The sequence below is a fragment of the Rhodococcus sp. S3 genome (assembly GCF_058211795.1).
Map to the genome: position 1 here is coordinate 4,044,754 of NZ_CM177074.1, position 20,310 is coordinate 4,065,063.

Annotated in this window: 19 protein-coding genes and 1 pseudogene; 12 read left to right on the plus strand and 8 right to left on the minus strand. The window is 69.5% G+C overall.

The window, feature by feature from the left end:
* Window positions 1–41 precede the first annotated feature (41 nt).
* The 8 genes and pseudogenes from AC0LPE_RS18765 (at window position 42) to mnhG (ending at window position 9,943) form a co-directional block, all read left to right on the plus strand.
* Window positions 42–2,258, plus strand: coding sequence for an AAA family ATPase (locus AC0LPE_RS18765; RefSeq protein ID WP_230790986.1), 2,217 nt, complete (start codon window positions 42–44; stop codon window positions 2,256–2,258).
* A gap of 1 nt (window position 2,259) precedes the next feature.
* Window positions 2,260–3,453 (plus strand): hypothetical protein, encoded by a 1,194-nt coding sequence (locus tag AC0LPE_RS18770; RefSeq protein WP_490604961.1) that lies wholly within the window; start codon window positions 2,260–2,262, stop codon window positions 3,451–3,453.
* A 201-nt stretch (window positions 3,454–3,654) separates the two neighbouring features.
* Window positions 3,655–6,492, plus strand: coding sequence for a Na+/H+ antiporter subunit A (locus AC0LPE_RS18775; protein WP_490604962.1), 2,838 nt, complete (start codon window positions 3,655–3,657; stop codon window positions 6,490–6,492).
* Window positions 6,489–7,031 (plus strand): annotated as a pseudogene (locus AC0LPE_RS18780) (Na(+)/H(+) antiporter subunit C); the annotation flags it as partial. The gene AC0LPE_RS18775 and the pseudogene AC0LPE_RS18780, both read left to right, overlap by 4 nt.
* A gap of 191 nt (window positions 7,032–7,222) precedes the next feature.
* On the plus strand, window positions 7,223–8,812 hold the full coding sequence (locus AC0LPE_RS18785; RefSeq protein WP_490604963.1) for a Na+/H+ antiporter subunit D: 1,590 nt from the start codon (window positions 7,223–7,225) through the stop codon (window positions 8,810–8,812).
* On the plus strand, window positions 8,812–9,360 hold the full coding sequence (locus AC0LPE_RS18790) for a Na+/H+ antiporter subunit E (protein WP_120280152.1): 549 nt from the start codon (window positions 8,812–8,814) through the stop codon (window positions 9,358–9,360). The genes AC0LPE_RS18785 and AC0LPE_RS18790 overlap by 1 nt, the downstream gene beginning before the upstream one ends.
* Window positions 9,357–9,617 carry a monovalent cation/H+ antiporter complex subunit F gene (locus tag AC0LPE_RS18795; protein WP_060650582.1) on the plus strand — a complete coding sequence of 87 codons (261 nt, stop codon included), beginning with the start codon at window positions 9,357–9,359 and terminating at the stop codon, window positions 9,615–9,617. Before AC0LPE_RS18790 ends, AC0LPE_RS18795 begins: the two co-directional genes overlap by 4 nt.
* The gene (gene mnhG / locus AC0LPE_RS18800; RefSeq protein ID WP_160876683.1) at window positions 9,614–9,943 is read left to right on the plus strand and encodes a monovalent cation/H(+) antiporter subunit G; all 330 of its coding nucleotides are present in this window, start codon (window positions 9,614–9,616) and stop codon (window positions 9,941–9,943) included. The genes AC0LPE_RS18795 and mnhG overlap by 4 nt, the downstream gene beginning before the upstream one ends.
* A gap of 40 nt (window positions 9,944–9,983) precedes the next feature.
* On the opposite strand, the gene AC0LPE_RS18805 is transcribed toward mnhG, so the two are convergent.
* The 4 genes from AC0LPE_RS18805 to napA form a co-directional block, all read right to left on the minus strand.
* Window positions 9,984–11,105, minus strand: coding sequence for a glutamate--cysteine ligase (locus AC0LPE_RS18805; RefSeq protein ID WP_490604964.1), 1,122 nt, complete (start codon window positions 11,103–11,105; stop codon window positions 9,984–9,986).
* 118 nt (window positions 11,106–11,223) lie between these two features.
* A complete protein-coding gene (locus tag AC0LPE_RS18810) occupies window positions 11,224–11,874 on the minus strand; it encodes a superoxide dismutase family protein (protein WP_490604965.1) in 651 nt (216 codons plus the stop codon).
* 91 nt (window positions 11,875–11,965) lie between these two features.
* Window positions 11,966–12,595 carry a LytR C-terminal domain-containing protein gene (locus tag AC0LPE_RS18815; protein WP_241387617.1) on the minus strand — a complete coding sequence of 210 codons (630 nt, stop codon included), beginning with the start codon at window positions 12,593–12,595 and terminating at the stop codon, window positions 11,966–11,968.
* A gap of 78 nt (window positions 12,596–12,673) precedes the next feature.
* Window positions 12,674–13,024, minus strand: coding sequence for a nucleoid-associated protein NapA (gene napA / locus AC0LPE_RS18820; protein WP_016691601.1), 351 nt, complete (start codon window positions 13,022–13,024; stop codon window positions 12,674–12,676).
* 132 nt (window positions 13,025–13,156) lie between these two features.
* On the opposite strand from napA, the gene AC0LPE_RS18825 reads away from it, so the two are divergent.
* The 3 genes from AC0LPE_RS18825 to AC0LPE_RS18835 are packed head-to-tail and all read left to right on the plus strand — an operon-like array spanning window position 13,157 to window position 15,566.
* Complete coding sequence (locus AC0LPE_RS18825) at window positions 13,157–13,756, plus strand: peptide deformylase (protein ID WP_120280157.1); 600 nt, start codon at window positions 13,157–13,159, stop codon at window positions 13,754–13,756.
* 22 nt (window positions 13,757–13,778) lie between these two features.
* The gene (locus AC0LPE_RS18830; protein ID WP_490604966.1) at window positions 13,779–14,744 is read left to right on the plus strand and encodes an N-acetylglutamate synthase, CG3035 family; all 966 of its coding nucleotides are present in this window, start codon (window positions 13,779–13,781) and stop codon (window positions 14,742–14,744) included.
* An 18-nt stretch (window positions 14,745–14,762) separates the two neighbouring features.
* Complete coding sequence (locus AC0LPE_RS18835; RefSeq protein WP_490604967.1) at window positions 14,763–15,566, plus strand: exodeoxyribonuclease III; 804 nt, start codon at window positions 14,763–14,765, stop codon at window positions 15,564–15,566.
* A 36-nt stretch (window positions 15,567–15,602) separates the two neighbouring features.
* On the opposite strand, the gene AC0LPE_RS18840 is transcribed toward AC0LPE_RS18835, so the two are convergent.
* On the minus strand, window positions 15,603–16,001 hold the full coding sequence (locus AC0LPE_RS18840; RefSeq protein ID WP_490604968.1) for a GNAT family N-acetyltransferase: 399 nt from the start codon (window positions 15,999–16,001) through the stop codon (window positions 15,603–15,605).
* Between the two features lie 158 nt (window positions 16,002–16,159).
* Between AC0LPE_RS18840 and thiD the strand changes: the two genes are divergently transcribed.
* The gene (thiD, locus tag AC0LPE_RS18845) at window positions 16,160–17,005 is read left to right on the plus strand and encodes a bifunctional hydroxymethylpyrimidine kinase/phosphomethylpyrimidine kinase (RefSeq protein WP_120280161.1); all 846 of its coding nucleotides are present in this window, start codon (window positions 16,160–16,162) and stop codon (window positions 17,003–17,005) included.
* A gap of 12 nt (window positions 17,006–17,017) precedes the next feature.
* On the opposite strand, the gene AC0LPE_RS18850 is transcribed toward thiD, so the two are convergent.
* The 3 genes from AC0LPE_RS18850 to AC0LPE_RS18860 all read right to left on the minus strand — a co-directional run bounded on the left by AC0LPE_RS18850 (window position 17,018) and on the right by AC0LPE_RS18860 (window position 20,291).
* Window positions 17,018–18,490, minus strand: coding sequence for a M20/M25/M40 family metallo-hydrolase (locus tag AC0LPE_RS18850; protein ID WP_237451318.1), 1,473 nt, complete (start codon window positions 18,488–18,490; stop codon window positions 17,018–17,020).
* Between the two features lie 92 nt (window positions 18,491–18,582).
* Window positions 18,583–19,362 carry an ABC transporter permease gene (locus AC0LPE_RS18855; protein WP_490604969.1) on the minus strand — a complete coding sequence of 260 codons (780 nt, stop codon included), beginning with the start codon at window positions 19,360–19,362 and terminating at the stop codon, window positions 18,583–18,585.
* Window positions 19,362–20,291 carry an ABC transporter ATP-binding protein gene (locus tag AC0LPE_RS18860; protein ID WP_159417677.1) on the minus strand — a complete coding sequence of 310 codons (930 nt, stop codon included), beginning with the start codon at window positions 20,289–20,291 and terminating at the stop codon, window positions 19,362–19,364. Before AC0LPE_RS18860 ends, AC0LPE_RS18855 begins: the two co-directional genes overlap by 1 nt.
* Window positions 20,292–20,310: the final 19 nt, after the last annotated feature.

Genomic DNA, 20,310 nt, shown 5'->3' on the forward strand with positions numbered 1-20,310 from the left:
ACGACCCGCGAGGACGCTAGTCACGTTCTAGGCTCGGCGGGGTGACGACCCCACAACTCTCACTCACCGTCCGGCTCAACACCTCCGCCGCCGACTCGCGGCGCGGTGTCGTGCGTCTGCACCCCGAGGCGCTGGCCGCGCTGGGCCTACGGGAATGGGACGCGATCGCGCTGGTGGGAGCGCGTCGCACGGCGGTCGTGGCGGGTCTCGCCCCGGCCGGCACCCCGACCGGCACGATCCTGCTCGACGACGTGGTGCTGTCGAACACGGGCCTGAAGGAGGACGCGACGGTCGTCGTCGCGCCCGTGACGGTCTACGGCGCGCGCACGGTAACGGTCACCGGGTCCACGCTCGCGCGGCAGTCGATCCCGGAGACCACTCTGCGTCAGGCGCTGCTCGGGAAGGTCCTCACCGTCGGCGACGCGGTGTCGCTGCTCCCCCGCGATCTCGGACCGGGCACGAGCAACGCCGAGACGACGCGGGCGCTGTCGCGGACGTTCGCGATCGCGTGGACCACCGAACTGCTCACCGTCTCGTCGGTCGATCCGGCCGGACCGGTGAGCGTGCAGCCGAACACCGCCGTCGTGTGGGGTGGTGGCCCGGGTGCGCTGCCGTCTTCCGTGCCGTCCGCGTCCGGATTCGTCTCGTCGGGCTTCGTCGCCTCCTCCCCCGCGACCGCCCGGCCCGAATCGGCCCCCGCCATGCCTCCGGTACCACCGCTCGAGGATCTCGTGGGTGTGCAGCCCCAGGTCGCGAAGCTCTCCGAATGGCTCACCCTCTCGCTCGACGAACCCGAACTGCTGCGCACCCTCGGCGCGTCGCCGCATCTCGGGGTGCTCGTCACCGGCCCCGCGGGCGTCGGTAAGGCGACCTTCGTGCGCTCGGTGGTTGCGGACCGGCGTCTGGTGGAGGTCGACGGGCCGGGCGTGGGTGCACTCGCCGCCGACGAGCGGTTGCGCCGGATCTCCGCGGCGGCCGAAGCGGTGCGCGGCGGTGGCGTTCTGCTGCTCACCGACGTCGATGCCGTGCTGCCCGCCGACACCGAACCCGTCGCGACGTTGATCCTCGACGAGCTGCGACGGGTGGTCGACACCGAGGGCGCGGTGCTGATCGCGACCACCGCGCATCCCGACGACGTCGACTCCCGGTTGCGCGCCCCGGAGATCTGCGACCGCGAACTGTCCCTGCCGCTGCCCGACGGCGCGACCCGCCGGGCCCTGCTCGACGTGCTGCTGCGCTCGGTGCCGTCCACCGGTCTCGACCTCGCCGCCGTCGCGGGTCGCACCCCCGGTTTCGTCGTCGCCGACCTCGCGGCGCTGTGTCGCGAAGCGGCACTGCGCGCGGCGTCGCGGGCGAACCGCGACGACGACGAACCCTCGCTCGTCCAGGACGACCTGGTCGGCGCGCTCGAGGTGATCCGTCCGCTGTCGCGGTCGGGCTCCGAGGAGCTGGCGATCGGCAGCGTGAGCCTCGACGACGTCGGCGACATGGTCGAGACGAAGCAGGCCCTCACCGAAGCCGTCCTGTGGCCGCTGCAGCATCCCGATTCGTTCGAGCGTCTCGGCGTCGACCCGCCGCGCGGGGTGCTGCTGTACGGCCCGCCCGGTTGCGGCAAGACCTATCTCGTCCGCGCTCTCGCCGGCACGGGGCGCCTGAGCGTCCACGCCGTCAAGGGCGCCGAGCTGATGGACAAGTGGGTCGGTGCGTCGGAGAAGGCGGTGCGCGAGTTGTTCGAGCGTGCCCGCAACTCGGCACCGGCGCTGGTGTTCCTCGACGAGATCGATGCGCTCGCACCGCGCCGCGGGCAGAGCTCCGATTCCGGGGTGTCCGACCGGGTGGTCGCGTCGCTGCTCACCGAACTCGACGGTGTCGAGCCGCTGCGCGACGTCGTGGTGGTGGGAGCGACGAACCGGCCCGACCTCATCGATCCGGCACTGCTGCGTCCCGGGCGGCTCGAACGTCTCGTGTTCGTGCCGCCGCCGGACGCCGAGGCCCGGGCCGCGATCCTGAAGACCGCGGGTCGATCGGTACCGCTCGACGACGACGTCGACCTCGACGAGCTGGCCGCCGGACTCGACGGCTACTCGGCCGCGGACTGCTCGGCGCTGCTGCGCGAGGCCGCGCTCGCGGCGATGCGGCGCAACGTCGACGCCGCCGTGGTGACCGCGGAGGACGTCGCGGTGGCCCGGGAGAAGGTGCGGCCCTCGCTCGATCCCGCGCAGGTCGCTCATCTGCAGGCCTACGCGGAGGGCCGTTGAGATGGCCGTGACCACCGCGGTCCGCGTCGCCGGACCGGCAGCCGTCCTCGCGGCCTTCCTCGCCGCCGGGGTCGCGATCCTCGTCCCGGCCGCGGGCGAATCCGTCCTTCCTGAGGGTGCGCGCAGCGAATGGGCGCCTGTGGTCACCGCCGCGCTCGCCGTTCTCTCGGCGGCCGGACTGCAGCGGACCGGCTCCCGACGTACCGCCTGGATGCTGGCCGCCGCCTCTATCGTGGTCCTCGGTTCGATCCGCTATCTCGTTCCCGCCGGCATCTCGGCCGACAGCCTGACGGTCGTCGGATGGATGATCGCCGCGATCACCGGTGTGCTGCTCGGGGCGGCGACCGCGGGCTCGTGGGGTTCGGCGACCGGCCAGTGGGCCCTGATCGCCGGTGGCTGGGCGGTCTTCCTCACCGCCGCGGCCGTCGGTTCCGAGGTCCCCGTCGCGGCCGTGCGCTGGACGGTTCCCCAGTGGGTGCTGGCCTTCGCACTCGTGGCAACGGTCGCCGCCGCGCTGACGGTGCCCGCCGGGATGCGCGTGCAGCGGGCCGATCCGCGGTTGCTCGCGATCATGGTGACCGCCGCGGTGGTGCTCTCGGTGGGCTACCGACTGCTGGGCGAGTTCGTGGGTTCCCGCGCGAGCGACACGGGTGTGCTCCTGTGGCTGGTCGCCGGTGGGGCACTCGCGGTCGCGGTCGTCGGCGCCGAGATCGTCGCGCGCCTCGTCCCACCCGGCGACGACCGGTTCGTCCTCGCGGTCACCGGAGCCGTGGCCGCGGCGTACCCGGTCCTCGTCGAGTTGTGGTCGGGTATGCAGTCGGCGACCGTGCCGTGGTGGGTGCTGCTCGTGGCGGTGACCGCCGTGGTCGCCGGGGTGCGGCTCTCTCCCTACATGCCGTACGCGCTTCCCGGGTTGGTGCTCGCCGCGTCGATCTCGGCGGCGACGGTGTGGTGGCCGGCGGAGATCGGCGAGGGCATCCCTCTCGCGGTGCGGGTCGCGCTCGTCGCACTGGGCACCGGTCTCGCGCTCGGGGCATCGTTGCCGGGCTCCGCGTCGGTCGCAGCTCTCGGCCTGGCGCTGCCGGTGCCGGCGACGGCCGTCGTCGGGGCGGTGTGGATGCTCCCGGCGGACGCGCAGTGGTCGGCACTCGCACTGTTCGCCGTCGCCGTGATCTGTGCGTGGCAGGTGCGCTAGCGCTCTCACCTCCCCGATTCGCAAGCGTGCGAAGACAACCGTTAGGATAGGCACAATCCGTTTTGCCCGATGACGGCGAGCGGCGTGCATGTCGGGGCGATCCCCGTTTCGGCGGTGTGCCGTCCGCTGTGACGACAGCGAGTCCCACGGCCCGCAGTCAGTTTCACCCCGCCGACAGGCCCGACCCCGACGGAGTGCCTTTTGATCGCCATACTCGTTGCCCATGCGGTCGCTGCTCTTCTGGCGCCGTTTCTGGTCAGAGTCATGGGGAGAAATGCATTCCTGCCGCTCGCGCTGGTGCCCCTCACAAGTCTCGGCTGGGTCGTCACCAACTGGGGAACCGATCAGAAACTACAGATCGCGTGGGCCTCGACGCTGTCGATGAATGTCGACCTGCGTTTCGACACGCTTGCGGCGATCATGTGCGTGCTCGTCCTGGGCATCGGCTCGTTGATCCTGCTCTACTGCTCGCGCTATTTCGAGGACGACGAGCCCCGCCTGGGCGTGTTCGCCGCCGAGATGGTCGCCTTCGCGGGCGCCATGTTCGGTCTGGTGGTCAGCGACAACATGTTGCTGCTCTACATCTTCTGGGAACTGACGACCGTCCTGTCGTTCCTGCTCGTCGGGCATTACGCCGAACGCGCCTCGAGTCGGCGTGCCGCCACCCAGGCCCTGCTCGTCACCACGGCCGGTGGTCTGGCGATGCTGGTCGGCATCATCATCCTCGGCGAGATGGTCGGCAGCTACAACCTGTCCGACGTCGTCGCGGCGGCACCCCACGGCTGGCTCGCCGGTGTCGCCGTGGTGCTCGTACTCGTCGGCGCACTGTCGAAGTCCGCCGTGGTCCCGCTGCACTTCTGGCTGCCCGGTGCGATGGCCGCCCCCACCCCGGTGTCCGGATATCTCCACGCCGCGGCGATGGTCAAGGCCGGCATCTACCTCGTGGCCCGGCTCGCCCCCGGCTTCGCGGACAGCGCCGCGTGGCGGCCGATCGTCATCGGTCTCGGTCTCGCGTCGATGATCCTCGCCGGCTGGCGAGCGTTCCGCGCCTTCGACCTCAAACTCATCCTGGCCTTCGGCACCGTCAGTCAGCTCGGTTTCCTCACAGCGCTGGTGGGCACGGGCAGCCGGGAAGCAGCCCTGGCGGGCCTGGCGATGGTGATCGCCCACGCCCTGTTCAAGGCATGCCTGTTCATGGTGGTCGGCATCATCGACCACTCCACGGGCACCCGCGACATTCGCAAGCTCGCGCACCTCGGCTCCGCCGCGCCCTATCTGATGGTGATCGCGATACTCGCGGCGGCGAGCATGGCCGGTCTGCCGCCGTTCATCGGGTTCGTCGCGAAGGAAGCAGCACTCGAGTCGTCGCTGGTGGCCGAGGTGCTGCCCGAGTGGGCGCGGATCGCCATGACCGCGGGCATCGTGGTGGGGTCGATCCTCACCCTCGCGTACAGCATCCGGTTCATCTGGGGTGCGTTCGGTCGCAAGCAGCTCAAACGTCCGAGCCCCGCGGTGCAGAACCTGCACGCGCCCGGCCCGCTGCTGCTCACCGCCCCGAGCGTTCTCGCGTTCGCCGGTCTCGCCGCGGGCTTCGCGAGCTCGTGGATCGATCACCTGATCGCCCCCTACGCCGACGAGCTGCCCACCGAACTCGACAAGCCCTACCACCTGGCGTTGTGGCACGGATTCACTCTGCCGCTCGCTCTGACCGGCGTGGTGATCGTGGGCGGCACGGCCCTGTTCCTCGCGCACCGCACCATCGCGCGCCTGCGCTTCGAGCACCCGCCGCTCGGCAACGCCGACCGGATGTACGACGCGACCCTCCAGGGCATGGACACCCTGTCCCTGCGCCTGACCGGTTTTCTGCAGCGCGGTTCGCTCCCCCTGACCCAGGCGACGATCCTCATCACCCTGGTGGCGCTCCCGACGGTGCTGATGTTCTTCTTCGGGCTGAGCACGATGCCGTCGACGCGCGCATGGGACTCGATCTGGCAGCTCGGGGTGGGGCTGATCATGATGGCCGCCGCGGTCACCGCGACGGTCCTGCGCAATCGCCTCGGCGGTGTGCTGGTCGTGGGCGTGACGGGTTACGGGCTCGGTGTGCTGTTCGCCCTCCAGGGAGCTCCCGACCTCGCGCTCACCCAGTTCCTCGTCGAGACCGTCACCCTCGTGATGTTCGTGCTGGTCCTGCGCAAGCTGCCCGCCGAGACCGACCCGGCCGCGGTGATGGGCAGCAAGTTCGCCCGCGCGATGCTCGGCATCGCCGTGGGCGCGGTGGTCGTCGGGATCGGCGCCTACGCCGTCGCGGCACGCACCACCGATCCGATCTCGCTGCTACTGCCCGACGCCGCCTACTACGGCGGTGACGGCAAGAACATCGTCAACGTCCTGCTCGTCGACATCCGCGCCTGGGACACGATGGGCGAGATCTCGGTACTGCTGGTCGCTGCGACCGGCGTGGCCAGCCTGGTCTTCCGCACCCGCCGCTTCGGCACCGCCCCACGTGTGGCGGACGCACCCGCGGCGCAGCTCGACGCGGTCTCCGCCAGCAACGAGACGACCTGGCTGCTCGGCGGCGATCTCATCGATCCGCGCTACCGCTCGCTGGTCCTCGAGGTCACCACCCGGCTGGTCTTCCCCACCCTGATGATCCTGTCGGTGTACTTCTTCTTCTCCGGGCACAACGCGCCCGGTGGCGGCTTCGCGGGCGGTCTCGTCGCCGGTCTCGCGCTGGTGTTGAGGTACCTGGCCGGCGGACGCTACGAGCTCGGAGAGGCGGTTCCCATCGACGCCGGCAAGATCCTCGGCCTCGGACTCACCTTCGCCGCGGGCACCGCACTGGTGTCGATGTTCCTCGGCGCCCCGGCCCTGTCGTCGGCGACCCTCGAGCTCACGCTGCCGCTGCTCGGCGACATCAAGCTCGTGACCGCACTGTTCTTCGACCTCGGTGTGTACCTCATCGTGGTCGGCCTGATCCTGGACGTGCTGCGTAGCCTCGGTGCTCGCCTCGACGCCGAGACCGTGGGTGAGGGCCGATGACCGCGAACATCACGCTCCTCGCCGTCGTCGGCGTGCTCGTCGCGGCCGGTGTGTACCTGTTGCTCGAACGCAGCATCATCAAGATGCTGCTGGGGCTGTTGCTGGCCGGCAACGGCATCAACCTGTTGCTGCTGACCCTCGGCGGTCCCGCAGGTCATGCACCCATCGTCGGTGTGGAGAGCGACGTCGAGCCGGACATGGCCGATCCCCTCGCGCAGGCGATGATCCTCACCGCGATCGTCATCACGATGGGTGTGGCGGCGTTCGTGCTGGCACTGACCTACCGCTCCTACACCTACCGCGCACGGGACGAGATCGAGAACGACCCCGAGGACACCCTCGTGTCGCAGCGGCGCAGTCTCGCCGACCTGCCGTCGCGAGACCGCTCCGATGACCCGCTCACCGGTATCCCGAGCAAGAGCGGCGATGCCTTCGACGCCGCGGGCAACCCGATCCCGCTCGACCAGCTCAAGAACATCGAGGACCTCGAGGCGTACGAGGATCTGCACGACGGCGACTTCGACGATCCGACCGATTCGGCCTACACGCAGAACCAGGGCGGGACGGACGAGCCCGGTAGCGCCGACGCTGCCGAGGACGCCGACGAAGCCGTCCGTGCCGGTGAGGTCGACGAGGCCGTCCGTGCGGACGATCCCGACCCCGAGGCCCCCGACCCTGCCGAGGGCGAGCGGACCGGAGACGACGAGAAGAACGGGAAGGAGGATCGCCGATGAACCTGAGCGTCGCGAACCTCGTTCCCCTCCCCGTCCTCATCCCGTTGCTCGCCGCAGCCGCGACCCTGATCGTCGGCCGCCGTCCGCGCATTCAGCGGTGGATCACCGTCTTCGCGCTGGTCGCCTCGCTCGTCGTGTGTGGGGCGCTGCTGTACTACGCAGACGCCGACGGCATCGCGGTACTGCAGATCGGTGGGTGGGAGGCGCCGATCGGCATCTCGCTGGTCGTCGACCGATTGTCGGCGTTGATGCTGGTCGTCTCGGCGATCGTGCTCCTGTCGGTGATGCTGTACGCGGTCGGTCAGGGTATCCACGACGGCAACGAGCAGCAGCCCGTCTCGATCTTCCTGCCGACCTATCTCGCGCTCACCGCGGGCGTCAACATCGCCTTCCTCGCGGGCGACCTGTTCAACCTCTTCGTCGGCTTCGAGGTGCTCCTCGCCGCCTCGTTCGTCCTGCTGACCCTGGGCGCGAGCGCCGACCGCGTCCGCGCGGGCGTCTCGTACGTCATGGTCTCGATGGTGTCCTCGCTGGTCTTCCTCGTGGGCATCGCCTTCGCCTACGCCGCCACGGGCACCTTGAACCTCGCCCAGATGGCACTGCGGATGGACGAGATCTCACCGGGCACCCGGGCCGCGATCTTCGGTGTGCTGCTCGTGGCCTTCGGTATCAAGGCCGCGGTCTTCCCGCTGTCGTCGTGGCTTCCCGACTCCTACCCCACCGCGCCCGCGCCGGTCACGGCCGTCTTCGCCGGCCTGCTGACCAAGGTCGGTGTGTACGCGATCATCCGGGCGCACACCCTGCTGTTCCCGGGCGGCGAACTCGACGACGTCCTTCTCGTCGCAGGTCTGCTCACGATGATCATCGGCATCCTCGGCGCGATCGCGCAGAACGACATCAAGCGTCTGCTGTCGTTCACGCTCGTCAGCCACATCGGCTACATGATCTTCGGCGTCGCGTTGTCGTCGCAGACCGGTCTCGCGGGCGCCGTCTACTACGTCGGCCACCACATCCTCGTGCAGACCACCCTGTTCCTCGTGGTGGGTCTCATCGAACGCCAGGCCGGGTCGGCCTCGCTGCGACGCCTCGGCAGCCTCGCGCTCATGTCCCCGCTGCTGGCGGTCCTGTTCCTCATCCCGGCGCTCAACCTGGGCGGTATCCCGCCGTTCTCCGGGTTCATCGGCAAGGTCGCCCTGCTGCAGGCCGGCGCGGAGGACGGTTCGGTCCTCGCCTGGGTCCTCGTCGCCGGTGGTGTCCTGACCAGCCTCCTGACGCTGTACGTCGTGGCGCGTATCTGGACGAAGGCATTCTGGCGGGCACGCGCCGACGCCCCCGAAGGCGACCTCGCCGACATCGGTCCCTCGGCGCTGATCGACGAATCCGCCACCGACATCTCCTTCGAGGAACGCCCGGACGTCGGCCGGATGCCGGCGGCGATGCTCGTCCCCACGGTCTGGCTCGTGGCGATCGGTGTGTCGTTGACGGTCTTCGCCGGTCCCCTGCTCGACATCAGCAACCGTGCCGCGGAGAACCTGCGCGACCGCACGGTGTACATCGAGGCCGTGCTGGGGGGTGAGCAGGAATGATGAAACGTGCCAATGTCCTGCGATTGTTCGTTCTGGGATGGACGACCCTGGTGTGGGTGCTGCTGTGGGGCACCTTCAGCATCGCCAACATTCTCGGCGGCATGGCCGTCTCGCTCGTCGTCATGTTCGTGCTGCCGCTGCCGCGTGTGCCCGTCGAAGGTCGCCTGCACGTGTGGTCTGCGATGCGACTCGGTGCGGTGATCTTCGGCGAGACCATCCGCTCGACGATCAACGTGGCGTGGCTCGCGATCCGGCCTTCCCCGCCGCCGGTCACCGGCGTGCTGCGCTGCCGGCTCACCATCAAGTCCGACCTGGTGCTGACACTGTGGACGGACATCATGAACAACATCCCGGGCACCATGGTGCTCGAGATCGACCAGGTGCGGCGGATCATGTACGTGCACGTCCTCGACGTGAGTACCGACAAGGCCGTGGCCGACTTCTACCGTTCCGCCCGCCTCATCGAGCGCCTCCTCATCCGGACGTTCGAACGCGAGTCGGAATGGCAGGCCAGCCCCTGGCGCAGCGGAACGGAGGAACTGACGTGACCGTGACACTGGCGATCGCGGGGGCACTGTTGTTCGTCTCCGCGGTCCTGATCACCTACCGCGTGATCGCGGGTCCCAACTCCCTCGACCGGCTCGTCGGCGTGGATGCCCTGCTCGCGCTCGGCATCTGCGGCATCGCGATCTGGGCGGTGTACACACGCGACACATCGGTGCTGCCCGCCACCGTGGCGCTGGCCCTGGTCGGCTTCATCGGATCGGTGTCCGTGGCTCGATTCCGGGTGCGTGACGAAGGATGACGACGATCATCGACACCTTCGCCCACATCCTGATCCTCATCGGGGCGGTCATCTCGCTGACCGCCGCGATCGGCGTGGTGCGTTTCCGCGACACCCTGTCGCGCATGCACCCTGCCACGAAGCCCCAGGTGGTGGGTCTGTTGTTCGTGCTGGGCGGTTCCATGATCATCCTGCGTAGTTCGGTCGACATCTGGATGATGGCCCTGGCGGGCATGTTCATGGTGCTCACCGCCCCCGTGATCGCCCACCGGGTCGGCCGCGTCGCCTACCGGGAGCAGCTCGGTCGCGACGGTCTGCTCGACGAGGACGCTCCCGGCAGTGCCTGACAACCGATGAGGGCCTGACGGCCGGGACGTCCTCGGCCGATCACTCCTTCAGTTCCTGCACGAGCGAGTCCACCACCGCGACGAGATCGCCGTCCGTCCGTTCCGCGAGCCGCCGCTGACGCTGATAGGACGCTCCCCGCACCGGGATGTCCGCGACCCGCGCGAGTTCGTCGGCGCAGCCGAGCCGCACCGCGGTGGGCATGATCTGCTCGAGCAGATCGTTCAGGTCGTCGGTGACCAGCCGCTCGGTGCACACAGGATCGAGAATGACCTCCGCGTCGAGTCCGTAACGCGCCGCACGCCACTTGTTCTCCTTGACGTGCCACGGCTGCAGCACGGGCAGTTCCTCGCCCCGTTCGAGACATTCGTCGAAGTAGACGACGAGCGAATGCACGAACGCGACGAGGGCGGCCAGTTCCGCGCGGTTGGTGATGCCGTCGAAGACCCGGACCTCGAGGGTGCCCCATTTCGGCGCCGGCCGGATGTCCCAGTGCATGCCCCCGGGGTGGCTGATGACTCCGGACTCGAGCTGGTCGGCGATGAACTCCGCGTACTGCGGCCAGTCGGCGAAGTGGTAGGGCAGACCGGCGGTCGGCAACTGCTGGAACATCAGCGCGCGGTTGCTCGCGTAGCCCGTGTCGTAGCCCGCCCAGATCGGCGACGAGGCCGACAACGCGAGCATGTGGGGATACTTCACGAGCATGGCGTTGAGGATCGGGATGACCTTCTCCGCCGAAGAGATCCCCACATGGACGTGCACTCCCCAGATGAGCATCTGCCGTCCCCACCAGCGGGTACGGTTGATCATCTCGTCGTAGTCCGGGGAAGGCGTGACGGTCTGGTCGGTCCACTGCGCGAACGGGTGGGTACCGGCGCACATCAGGTCCACGCCGTTCGGGTCGGCGGCACGTCGCAGCAGCGACAGCGACTCGGACAGGTCGTCGACCGCCTCGGCGACCGTGTCGTGGACGCCGGTGACGAGTTCGACGGTGTTGCGCAGGAACTCCTTGGTCAACCGCGGGGTCTCCCCCGCGATCTCCTTCACCCTGTCGAAGACGACCGCCGCGCTGTTCGAGAGATCGCGGGTGGTCTTGTCCACCAGAGCGATCTCCCACTCCACGCCGAGGGTGGGGCGGGGTGAACCCGGAAACGCGACTGCCACGACCCCGATCCAACCACAGGGCCCCGCGGACGGAGATCCGTCTGCGGGGCCCTGTGTCGGGAATTACGGACGTGCTCGCCCGCTCGTGAGCCGACGAGGACTCACCGGATGGGCTGGGTCACTCGACCACGCCGCAGGCGAGTCGCGCACCGAGGTTGTCCTCGTGCACGATCACCGAGGTGCCATCCTCGCCCTGCAGGTCCTCGAGCGTGAACTGGGAGGTGGTGACCGTCGCGGTGGCAGTGCCGTCCTCGTGGACGACGAGCGAGACCAGGTCGCCGCTCTCGGGGACCGAGGTGTTGCCGGCGACCTGCAGGTGTGCGCCCGCGGAGAGGAATGCACCGGGCTCGCCGCCGGCGGGCGCGGTGGACTGTGCCTCGCACCGGCCGAATTCGTGGACGTGGACACCGTGGTATCCGGGCTCGAGTCCCTCGACCTCGACGGTCACGTCGACCTCGCCGTCGTTCTCCGCGAACGAGACCGTGCCGGCGGGCCGGCCGTCGGCCGTGGTCAGCTCCGCGGTGAGCGCAGCGGCGGAAGCGGCGGGGGAAGCACCACCGGTCGTCGCCGCGGTTCCGGTCTCGGTGCTGTGGTCGTCGCCGTGATCCTCGGAGGCCGGCGCGGGTGATCCCGTCCACACCGGCGGAGTGGTGCCCGGCACGTCGGTCGGCTCCTCGCCGTTCGAGCACGCAGTCAGGCCCACCGCGGCGATCGCGACGATCGGGGCCAGAGCACGCCAGGACATGCGACGGGTGGAACTGGAGACCATCAAACCGCTCCTTCGAAGTGCCGAAAAGTCACCCGATCATAACCGGGTCACTCGGCCGGCTCCCCGGTGGCGGACCGAAGACCGTCCCGCGTCAGCCGGAGGTGACGATGACGATCACACCGGGAGGCGCGTCGCGGATGCCCTCGAAGCGAGGCTGGGCGGAGACACCGAGAGCTTCGGCGACGGCCGTCGCGGTCTGCTGTTCGCCCGGCGACGTCCCGTAGAACACCGAGGTCCGGGTGAGCAGACCTTCGCTGTAGTTCCCGGTCTCGCTGACCGTGAAGCCCTCGTCCTCGAGGAAACTCGCGGTCTGCGCGGCGAGACCGGAGACCTCGGAGTTGTTGAACACCCGGACGGGTGCCGAGGCGACGGCGGAGGTGCCGGCGGACGCGGCGAGCGATGTTCCGGTCTCCGTAGGGAGTGCAGGAGCCGGCGTCGCCGGTCCGGAGGTGGTGGTAGCCGCCGCGGCCGGCGGTGAGGCGGTAGCCCCACCTGCCCGGGGGGCGGGCGATGCGACGGACGGCACGGACGTCGCCGTGGTGGTCGTCGCGGGCGCGGCCGCGGGAGCCGAGTCGTCGGAGCCACCGAGCGAGGCGAAACCCAGTCCGGCGAACAGGATGCCCAGAGAGATCAGGACCATTGCGAACGCACGCAGAGGCGGTCCCGAGGATGCAGGTGCGCGATTGGGGCTCTCGGGGGTTCTGCTCACGACCTCGACCATAGTTGCCCGGATGCACGCGGCGCTGCCGACCGGCCTCGCGTGTCGACTTCGCGGCCGGCCGGGCCCCCACGCGCCGGATCAGCGCGTGTCGAAACCGAGCCGGCGGGCGGCGCGCGCCTTCTGACGGCTCGCGCGCAACCGGCGAAGCCGCTTGACCAGCATCGGATCGGCTGCGAGCGCCTCGGGTCGATCCACCAGGGCGTTGAGCACCTGGTAGTAGCGGGTGGCGGAGAGACCGAAGAGTTCCTTGATGGCGTCCTCCTTGGCCCCGGCGTACTTCCACCACTGCCGTTCGAACGCCAGGATGTCGAGATCGCGACGGCTCAGGCCGTTCGCCTCGTCGCCGGTGGGCTCCTGCGCGGATGCGCCGTCGCCCTGCGGGGACACGAGATCGGACCGGTCGTTGCCGTGCGCTGCTGCGCCGTCCATTTCCCTCCTCGACTGGCTGGATCACACCGTGACGAAGAGTCCTTGCGTCTCGGCGGAAGTCATTCAATCACGGGGTGGGGACACATACCGGTTCGAGAACGCCGCGAGTCGATCCCATTATCCTGTGTCACCATGGCCATTCTTCCCATCGTCATCGTCGGCGACCCCGTCCTGCACAACCCGACCCGGCCGGTGACCGAGTCACCCGCCGAACTCGCTCAGCTGATCGCCGACATGTTCGAGACGATGGACGCGGCCAACGGCGTCGGCCTCGCCGCCAACCAGGTCGGTGTCGACAAGCGACTGTTCGTCTACGACTGCCCCGACCGCGACGAGTCCGGCAAGGTCGCGCGCCGGCGTGGCGTCGTCGTCAACCCGATCCTCGAGACCTCGGAGATCCCCGAGACGATGCCCGACCCCGAGGACGATCTCGAGGGCTGCCTGTCCGTGCCCGGCGAGAACTTCCCCACCGGTCGCGCCGACTGGGCGAAGGTCACCGGTACCGACGAGAACGGTGAGCCCGTCGAGATCGAGGGCCACGGATTCTTCGCTCGCATGCTGCAGCACGAGGTCGGGCACCTCGACGGCTTCCTGTACGTCGACGTCCTGATCGGGCGCAACGCCCGCGCCGCGAAGAAGACCATCAAGCGTGCCGGCTGGGGTGTCCCGGGTCTGACCTGGCTCCCCGGTTCGGTGGAGGACCCGTTCGGCCACGACGACGAGGACGACTGACGAGGCGACCGGCGAACCGTCGATGACGACCGACCGTCCGGCCCCCTCCGTACCCCTCGGCACCCGGGTGGTGCTGCGGTACCGCCTGCCCGCCGGCTACAGCCACCCGATGACCGACGTCATCGGTGAACTCGTCTCCGTCGAACCGGTGGTCTCGGTGCGCACCGCCGACGGTCGTGTCGTCCAGGTGTCCCCCACCTCGGTCGTCGCGCTCAAGCCGATCGCGGCGCGGCCGATCCGCGTCTCGGAGATCCGCGCGCTCGAGCACGCCGCCGCCGCGGGGTGGCCCGGTCTCGAATCGGCCTGGGTGGACGGCTGGCTCGTGCGCGCCGGGCACGGTTTCACCCGGCGCGCCAATTCGGCGACGCCGCTGGGTGAACGCGGCACCGTGGCCGACCCCGCCGATCCGGCCGTCCGCGCCCGGCTCCGCGAATGGTTCGCGGCGCGCGGACTGCCGCTGCGACTGCTGGTACCCGATCGCCTCGCCCGGGTCCCCGAGGGGTGGCCGACCTCGGAGCCGGTACTCGTGATGGGCGCCGACCTCGCGAACGTCCCCTTGCCGCCGGAGCCCTCCCCCGTCACGATCACCGACCGGCCGGACGCCGACTGGATGTCGCTCCACCGCGCCGACGCCGACCCGCTGCTCGCGCAGGACGTGCTCGGCTCGGTGGCCGCGGGGATCCTCGGGTTCGGCCGCATCGGAGCACCCGGGCAGCCGCCCCTCGCGATCTGCCGCGCGGCGATCACCGACGCGCCGGACCGACGCCGCTGGGTGGGTCTGTCGACCGTCGAGGTCGCTCCCGAACACCGGCGTCGCGGACTCGGCACACTCGTGTGCGGCGCCCTGCTGCGCTGGGCACGCGAGCAAGGCGCGACCCACGCATATCTGCAGGTCGAGGAGTCGAACACCGCGGCGCGCGCCCTGTATCGCGAACTCGGCTTCGTCGACCACCACCGCTACCGGTACGCCTCCGAACCCGTCGGATAGGTCGCCTACAGTGGGCGTGTGCGCCTTGCTACCTGGAATGTGAACTCCGTCCGTGCCCGTACCGACCGCATCCTCGACTGGTTGCAGCGAACCGACACGGATGTGCTCGCGATGCAGGAAACCAAGTGCAAGGACGAGCAGTTCCCGTACGAACGCTTCGAGGAACTCGGCTACCGCGTCGCGCACGTCGGACTGAGCCAGTGGAACGGTGTGGCGATCGCGTCGCGCGTGGGCCTCGACGAGGTGCAGATCGGCTTCGAGGACCAGCCCGGTTTCTCCAAGGACCCGGAGGTCGATCCGGCGCTCGAAGCGCGGGCGATCGGCGCGACGTGCGCGGGTGTGCGCGTGTGGAGCCTGTACGTCCCCAACGGCCGCGATCTGAACGACCCGCACTACACCTACAAGCTCGACTGGCTCGCCAAGTTGCGCGCCGACGCGCACGCCTGGGCCACCGCAGCGCCCGAGCAGCCCATCGCGCTGGTCGGCGACTGGAACGTCGCCCCCACCGACGACGACGTGTGGGATCCGGCGTTCTTCGAGGGCAAGACGCACACCTCGCAGCCCGAGCGCGACGCCTTCCACGCGTTCGCCGAGGTCGGCTACACCGACGTGGTCCGTCCGTACGCGCCCGGCCCCGGGGTCTACACCTACTGGGACTACACCCAGCTGCGCTTCCCCAAGAAGCAGGGCATGCGGATCGACTTCGCCCTCGGATCGCCGGCCTTCGCGGCACGGGTGACGGGCGCCGAGATCGACCGCAACGAACGCAAGGGCAAGGGCGCGAGCGACCACGCACCGGTCATCGTCGACCTCGACCTCTGAGCAGGTCCCGCATCGGGTGAACCGCCCGCGCAGGCATCAGGCCTTGCGGGCGGGCACCTTGCGCTGCGGCTGTTTGCGCCGGGTCTCCTTGCGGTGGGGTTCCGTGCGCGGCGGCTCGAGAGCCACGACGACGTCGCGGTAGTTCTCGTGCGACGACAGGAACCGCTGCACATAGGTGCACACCGGTCGCACCCGCCAACCTCGGCTGCGCGCGAGATCGAGCGAACCACCGACGAGGACGGCCGCGAGACCCCGATGGCCGAAATCCTCGACGATCACGGTGTGCATGAAGTCGACGACCGGCGGGTTCGGCGCCGGAGCGCGTTCGAAGTCGTAGTACCCCAGGATGCCGACGAGATCGCCGTTGAGGCGCAGTTCGAACCGGTTCTGGTCGGCGTTGTCCGACACGGCGAGGTCCGGCGAACTCGTGTTCATGAGCGCCTCCAATGGGGGTGTTGCGTGATCGAACTGTGACCTATGCCACTATAGAGCACCGAGGCGGCCACCGGCGGCAACGCTGTCGTGTTTCGCAAAGTGCACCCGCCTCAGCGCCGCCCGGCCGTGATCGAACACACCCTCGGTAGGGTGTCCGCGTGGACCTTCTGCCCCTGTCGCCTCGAGGCGAGACCCCGGTTCGAGCCCTCACCATCGCCGGCACCGACTCCGGAGGCGGAGCCGGCATCCAGGCCGACTCCCGCACGATGGCGATGTGCGGTGTGCACGCATGCGTCGCGGTGGCCGCCGTGACCGTCCAGAACTCCGTCGGCGTCCGCGGATTCCATGAGATCCCCGCCGAGACCGTGGCCGACCAGGTGCGGTGCGTGGTCGAGGACATCGGGGTGTCCGCAGCGAAGACGGGCATGCTCGCCTCCACGCAGATCATCGAGGCCGTCGCGCAGGTGTGCTCCGAGGTGGGCATCGGCCGCGACATGGAGGTGCCGCTCGTCGTCGACCCGGTCTGCGCCTCGATGCACGGCGACCCGCTGCTGCACTCCGACGCGCTCGACGCGATCCGCGGGGTGCTCATCCCCCTCGCCACCGTCGTCACCCCGAATCTCGACGAGGTACGGCTGATCACGAGCATCGACGTCGTCGACGACGCGTCGGCACGGCGCGCCGCCGAAGCGCTCCATGCGCTCGGCGCCCAGTGGGTGATCGTCAAGGGCGGTCACCTGCGCAGCTCGGAGAAGAGCACCGACCTGCTGTTCGACGGCGACCGTTTCCTCGAGTTCAGCACGCCGCGCATCGAGACCGGTAACGACCACGGCGGCGGCGACACGCTCGCGGCCGCGATCGCGTCGGCCCTCGCGCACGGCCGGTCGGTGCCCGAGGCCGTCGAGTTCGCGAAGGAATGGATCACGAAGTGTCTCGAGTGGTCCTACGACCTCGGTCACGGCCACGGCCCGGTCAACCCGTTGTGGCGCCTGCACGAGCGCTGACCGCGCCCGCTCTCACTCGGTGAACTCGGCGCGCACCTCGGCCCGCTGGTCACCGGTGGGCACCCCGTCGGGTCCGTCGATCGAATTCGCGTAGACGGCCGTGCCGTAGGCGACGGCGGCGGCCGCCGCGGCGAACGCGTCTCGGTCGATGCCGGCCAGGGTGTCCTCGGGGGTGTGGTAGTTGGGGTCGAAGGGCCGGTCGGCGGTGCCACCCCACAGGTCGGCCTGTTCGGGGGTCTTGACGTCGTCGGCGCCGGTGAACACTCCGCCCGCGGGGATGCCGAAGGCGACGAACGGACCGTAATCGGAGCGGCCGTCGAAATCCGTTCCGCCGACCTCGATTCCGCGTTCGTCGAAGAACTGCGCGAAGGTCCGTTCGATACCCGCCGAGCCCTCCGGTCCGGGTCCTTCACCGACCGCGTCGGAGTCGTCGCCGTCGAACACCAGATATCCGGCGTTGGGCGAGCCGAGCATGTCGAAGTTCAGGTACAGGGCGATGTCGAGTCGTTCCTCGTCGGACAGCGACTCGACGTACCTCGTGGAGCCGACCAGTCCGACCTCCTCGGCGCCCCAGAACGCGAACCGCACGGCGTTGGTCACGCCCGGCTCGCTGCCGAGTTGCAGCGCGGTCTCGAGGACGGCGGCGACGCCGGTTCCGTTGTCGTTGATCCCCGGTCCTTCGGGGACGCTGTCGAGGTGCGCGCCGACGACGACCACGTCGTCGGTCGAACCGGTGCGCGTCTGCGCGATCACGTTGCGCGACTTCCGGTCCTCGGTGCGAGTCTGGAGTGTCACCGTCACGGTGGTCGCGGCGGACAGACGCTCGGCGTCGGCCCCGGCCACCCCACCGACCGGGATGCGGGGGTTCGATTCCGCCCCGAGACCGGCGGCCGCGAGCGGGCCGTCCTCGTTGTTGGCGACGAGCAGCGCGGCCGCTCCCCGTTCGGCGGCGACCTGCTCCTTGACGGCGAAGGTGCACACGCCGCGATCGACGATCACCACCGCGCCGGTCGCGTCGATGCCGTCGTAGTCGGTGGCCTCGCAACCGGGGGTGTCGTCGGGGGCGATGCGCACGACACGCGCGGTGAGCCCCTCCGGTCCCGTCGACGGCGACATGCCGAGTGCGCTCACGCCCATCGACTCCCCGTCGACGGTGAGCTGCTCGTTCTCGACGGTGAACAGGGTCGTGTCGAACTCCGGTGTCTGCACGTCGAATCCGGCGTCGCGCAGGGCTCCGGCGACGTAGTCGACGCTCGCGTCGTAGCCGGGGGTCCCGAGCGAACGGTTTCCGTCGTTCTCACCGGCGATCCGTTCGAGTTCCGTCAGGTGCGTCATGACGGCATCGAGCTGCACGGCGTCGGCGAGCGCCGTCGGGTCGACGGGCGGCGCCTCCACCTCCGCCTCCGAGCATCCCGCCGCCAGCAGTACACCGGCGGCGATCAGCGCCGCTCCCCGCATGCCGTATCTCGTCTGCGCCCGCGCCATCGACCGAGCGTACAAAAAAGCACTGCGCCGCACGGGGAAACCGTGCGGCACAGTGCGTCGAAGCAGTACCTCGGGCGTGCCGAGGCGGAACCTCAGGCGTCGCGGCGGTTGACCACCACGAGCGAGGCCGCGAACACCAGGAACGAGAAGGCCGCGAAGTACACGAGCGAACCCCATGGACCCCAATGGAATTCGATGCCCTGCCCGATGCCCAGGAAATTGTTCGCGTTCGCGAACGGCAGGAACGGCTGGATCTCGCGCCCCACCGAACCGAACAACGCGAACAACGACTCGAGGAGCAGCGGCCACAGCATCAGCAGCGCGATCGTGCCGGCCGACTGCCGCAACAGCGTGCCCACACCGACCGCGAGGAAGACGCACAGGAACGCGTAGATCGCGGTGCCGTAGACCGCGCGCCACGCCGTGCCGCCGCTGAGGACGAGTTCGCGACCTGCGTCGGGCCCGGCCAGTGCCTTCGCGAGGTAGAAGGCACCGAACGAGACCGCGAGTGTCAGCACCGCGCCCAGCACACCGATGAGCAGGGCCTTCATCGTCAAGAGCAGGGTGCGGTTCGGGGTGGCCTGGAAGGTCGTGCGGATGACCCCGAAACGGTATTCGCTGGTGACCGACAGTGCCGCGAGGATCATGAGCACCAGCACACCGAAGCCGGTGACGCCGCTGACCGCGACGTCCACGGTCGGATAGAACCGTCCCAGTTCGTCGTCCATCCCGGCCGACGCGCGGGAGACCGACCCGAGGATCGCGGCCAGACCCAGACCGAGGGCGACGATGACGAGGGTGCACCACAGCGGTGACTGCACCGACGTGAGCTTGATCCGTTCGGCCCGCAGTGTGTCGAGCGCCGTACTCATCACAGTCCACCCTTCATGACGTCGTCGACTCCGGATCCGTGGTATTCGACCTCGCCACCGGTGAGTTTCATGAACGCTTCCTCGAGCGACGCGTTGCGTCCCGCGAGTTCGTGCAGCACGATCGACCGGGTCGCAGCGAGTTCGCCGATCTCCGCCGCCGGAGCGCCCGAGACGTGCAGGGCACCGTCGTCCTCCCGCACGGTGTGCCCGCGTTCGGTGAGCGCGATGCGCAGCTCGTCGAGTTGCGGGCTGCGCACGACGACGAACGAGTCGGACGCGCGGTCGACGAACGCCTTCACCGAGGTGTCGGCGATGAGCCGTCCACGGCCGATGACGATGAGATGTTCGGCGGTCTGCGCCATCTCCGAGAGCAGGTGGCTGGACACGAGCACCGTGCGGCCTTCCGCGGCGAGCGCCTGCATGAACCTCCGGATCCACACGATGCCCTCGGGGTCGAGGCCGTTGACCGGTTCGTCGAACAGCAGCACGCGCGGGTTGCCGAGCAGTGCGGCGGCGAGACCGAGTCGCTGCGACATGCCGAGCGAGAAGCCGCCGGCGCGCTTGCCCGCGACCTCCGTCAGTCCCACCTGGCGCAGAACCTCGTCGACACGCGAGGCGGGCAGACCGTTCGACGCGGCCAGCCAGGCGAGATGCGACCGCGCCGACCGGTTGGGATGCACCCACTTCGCGTCGAGCAACGCCCCGACGGTGGTGAGCGGCCGTGTCAGCTCGCTGTACGGCTTCCCTTCGATCAGTGCGGTTCCCGAGGTCGGCCGGTCCAGCCCCAGGATCATGCGCATCGTGGTGGACTTCCCCGCGCCGTTGGGGCCGAGGAAGCCGGTGACGATGCCGGGACGGACCGTGAACGTCAGGTCGTCGACCGCGGTCGTGGACCCGAAGGTCTTGGTCAAGCCGGTCACTTCGATCATGCGCACCACCCTACGTGCG

What these genes read in the sequence shown, in the direction of transcription:
- AC0LPE_RS18770 (WP_490604961.1), top strand. Translation starts at nt 2,260, where the DNA reads ATGGCCGTGACCACCGCGGTCCGCGTCGCCGGACCGGCAGCCGTCCTC.
- AC0LPE_RS18785 (WP_490604963.1), top strand. Translation starts at nt 7,223, where the DNA reads ATGAACCTGAGCGTCGCGAACCTCGTTCCCCTCCCCGTCCTCATCCCG.
- AC0LPE_RS18790 (WP_120280152.1), top strand. Translation starts at nt 8,812, where the DNA reads ATGAAACGTGCCAATGTCCTGCGATTGTTCGTTCTGGGATGGACGACC.
- mnhG (WP_160876683.1), top strand. Translation starts at nt 9,614, where the DNA reads ATGACGACGATCATCGACACCTTCGCCCACATCCTGATCCTCATCGGG.
- AC0LPE_RS18810 (WP_490604965.1), bottom strand. Translation starts at nt 11,874, where the DNA reads ATGGTCTCCAGTTCCACCCGTCGCATGTCCTGGCGTGCTCTGGCCCCG.
- AC0LPE_RS18815 (WP_241387617.1), bottom strand. Translation starts at nt 12,595, where the DNA reads ATGGTCGAGGTCGTGAGCAGAACCCCCGAGAGCCCCAATCGCGCACCT.
- napA (WP_016691601.1), bottom strand. Translation starts at nt 13,024, where the DNA reads ATGGACGGCGCAGCAGCGCACGGCAACGACCGGTCCGATCTCGTGTCC.
- AC0LPE_RS18825 (WP_120280157.1), top strand. Translation starts at nt 13,157, where the DNA reads ATGGCCATTCTTCCCATCGTCATCGTCGGCGACCCCGTCCTGCACAAC.
- AC0LPE_RS18830 (WP_490604966.1), top strand. Translation starts at nt 13,779, where the DNA reads ATGACGACCGACCGTCCGGCCCCCTCCGTACCCCTCGGCACCCGGGTG.
- AC0LPE_RS18840 (WP_490604968.1), bottom strand. Translation starts at nt 16,001, where the DNA reads ATGAACACGAGTTCGCCGGACCTCGCCGTGTCGGACAACGCCGACCAG.
- AC0LPE_RS18850 (WP_237451318.1), bottom strand. Translation starts at nt 18,490, where the DNA reads ATGGCGCGGGCGCAGACGAGATACGGCATGCGGGGAGCGGCGCTGATC.
- AC0LPE_RS18855 (WP_490604969.1), bottom strand. Translation starts at nt 19,362, where the DNA reads ATGAGTACGGCGCTCGACACACTGCGGGCCGAACGGATCAAGCTCACG.
- AC0LPE_RS18860 (WP_159417677.1), bottom strand. Translation starts at nt 20,291, where the DNA reads ATGATCGAAGTGACCGGCTTGACCAAGACCTTCGGGTCCACGACCGCG.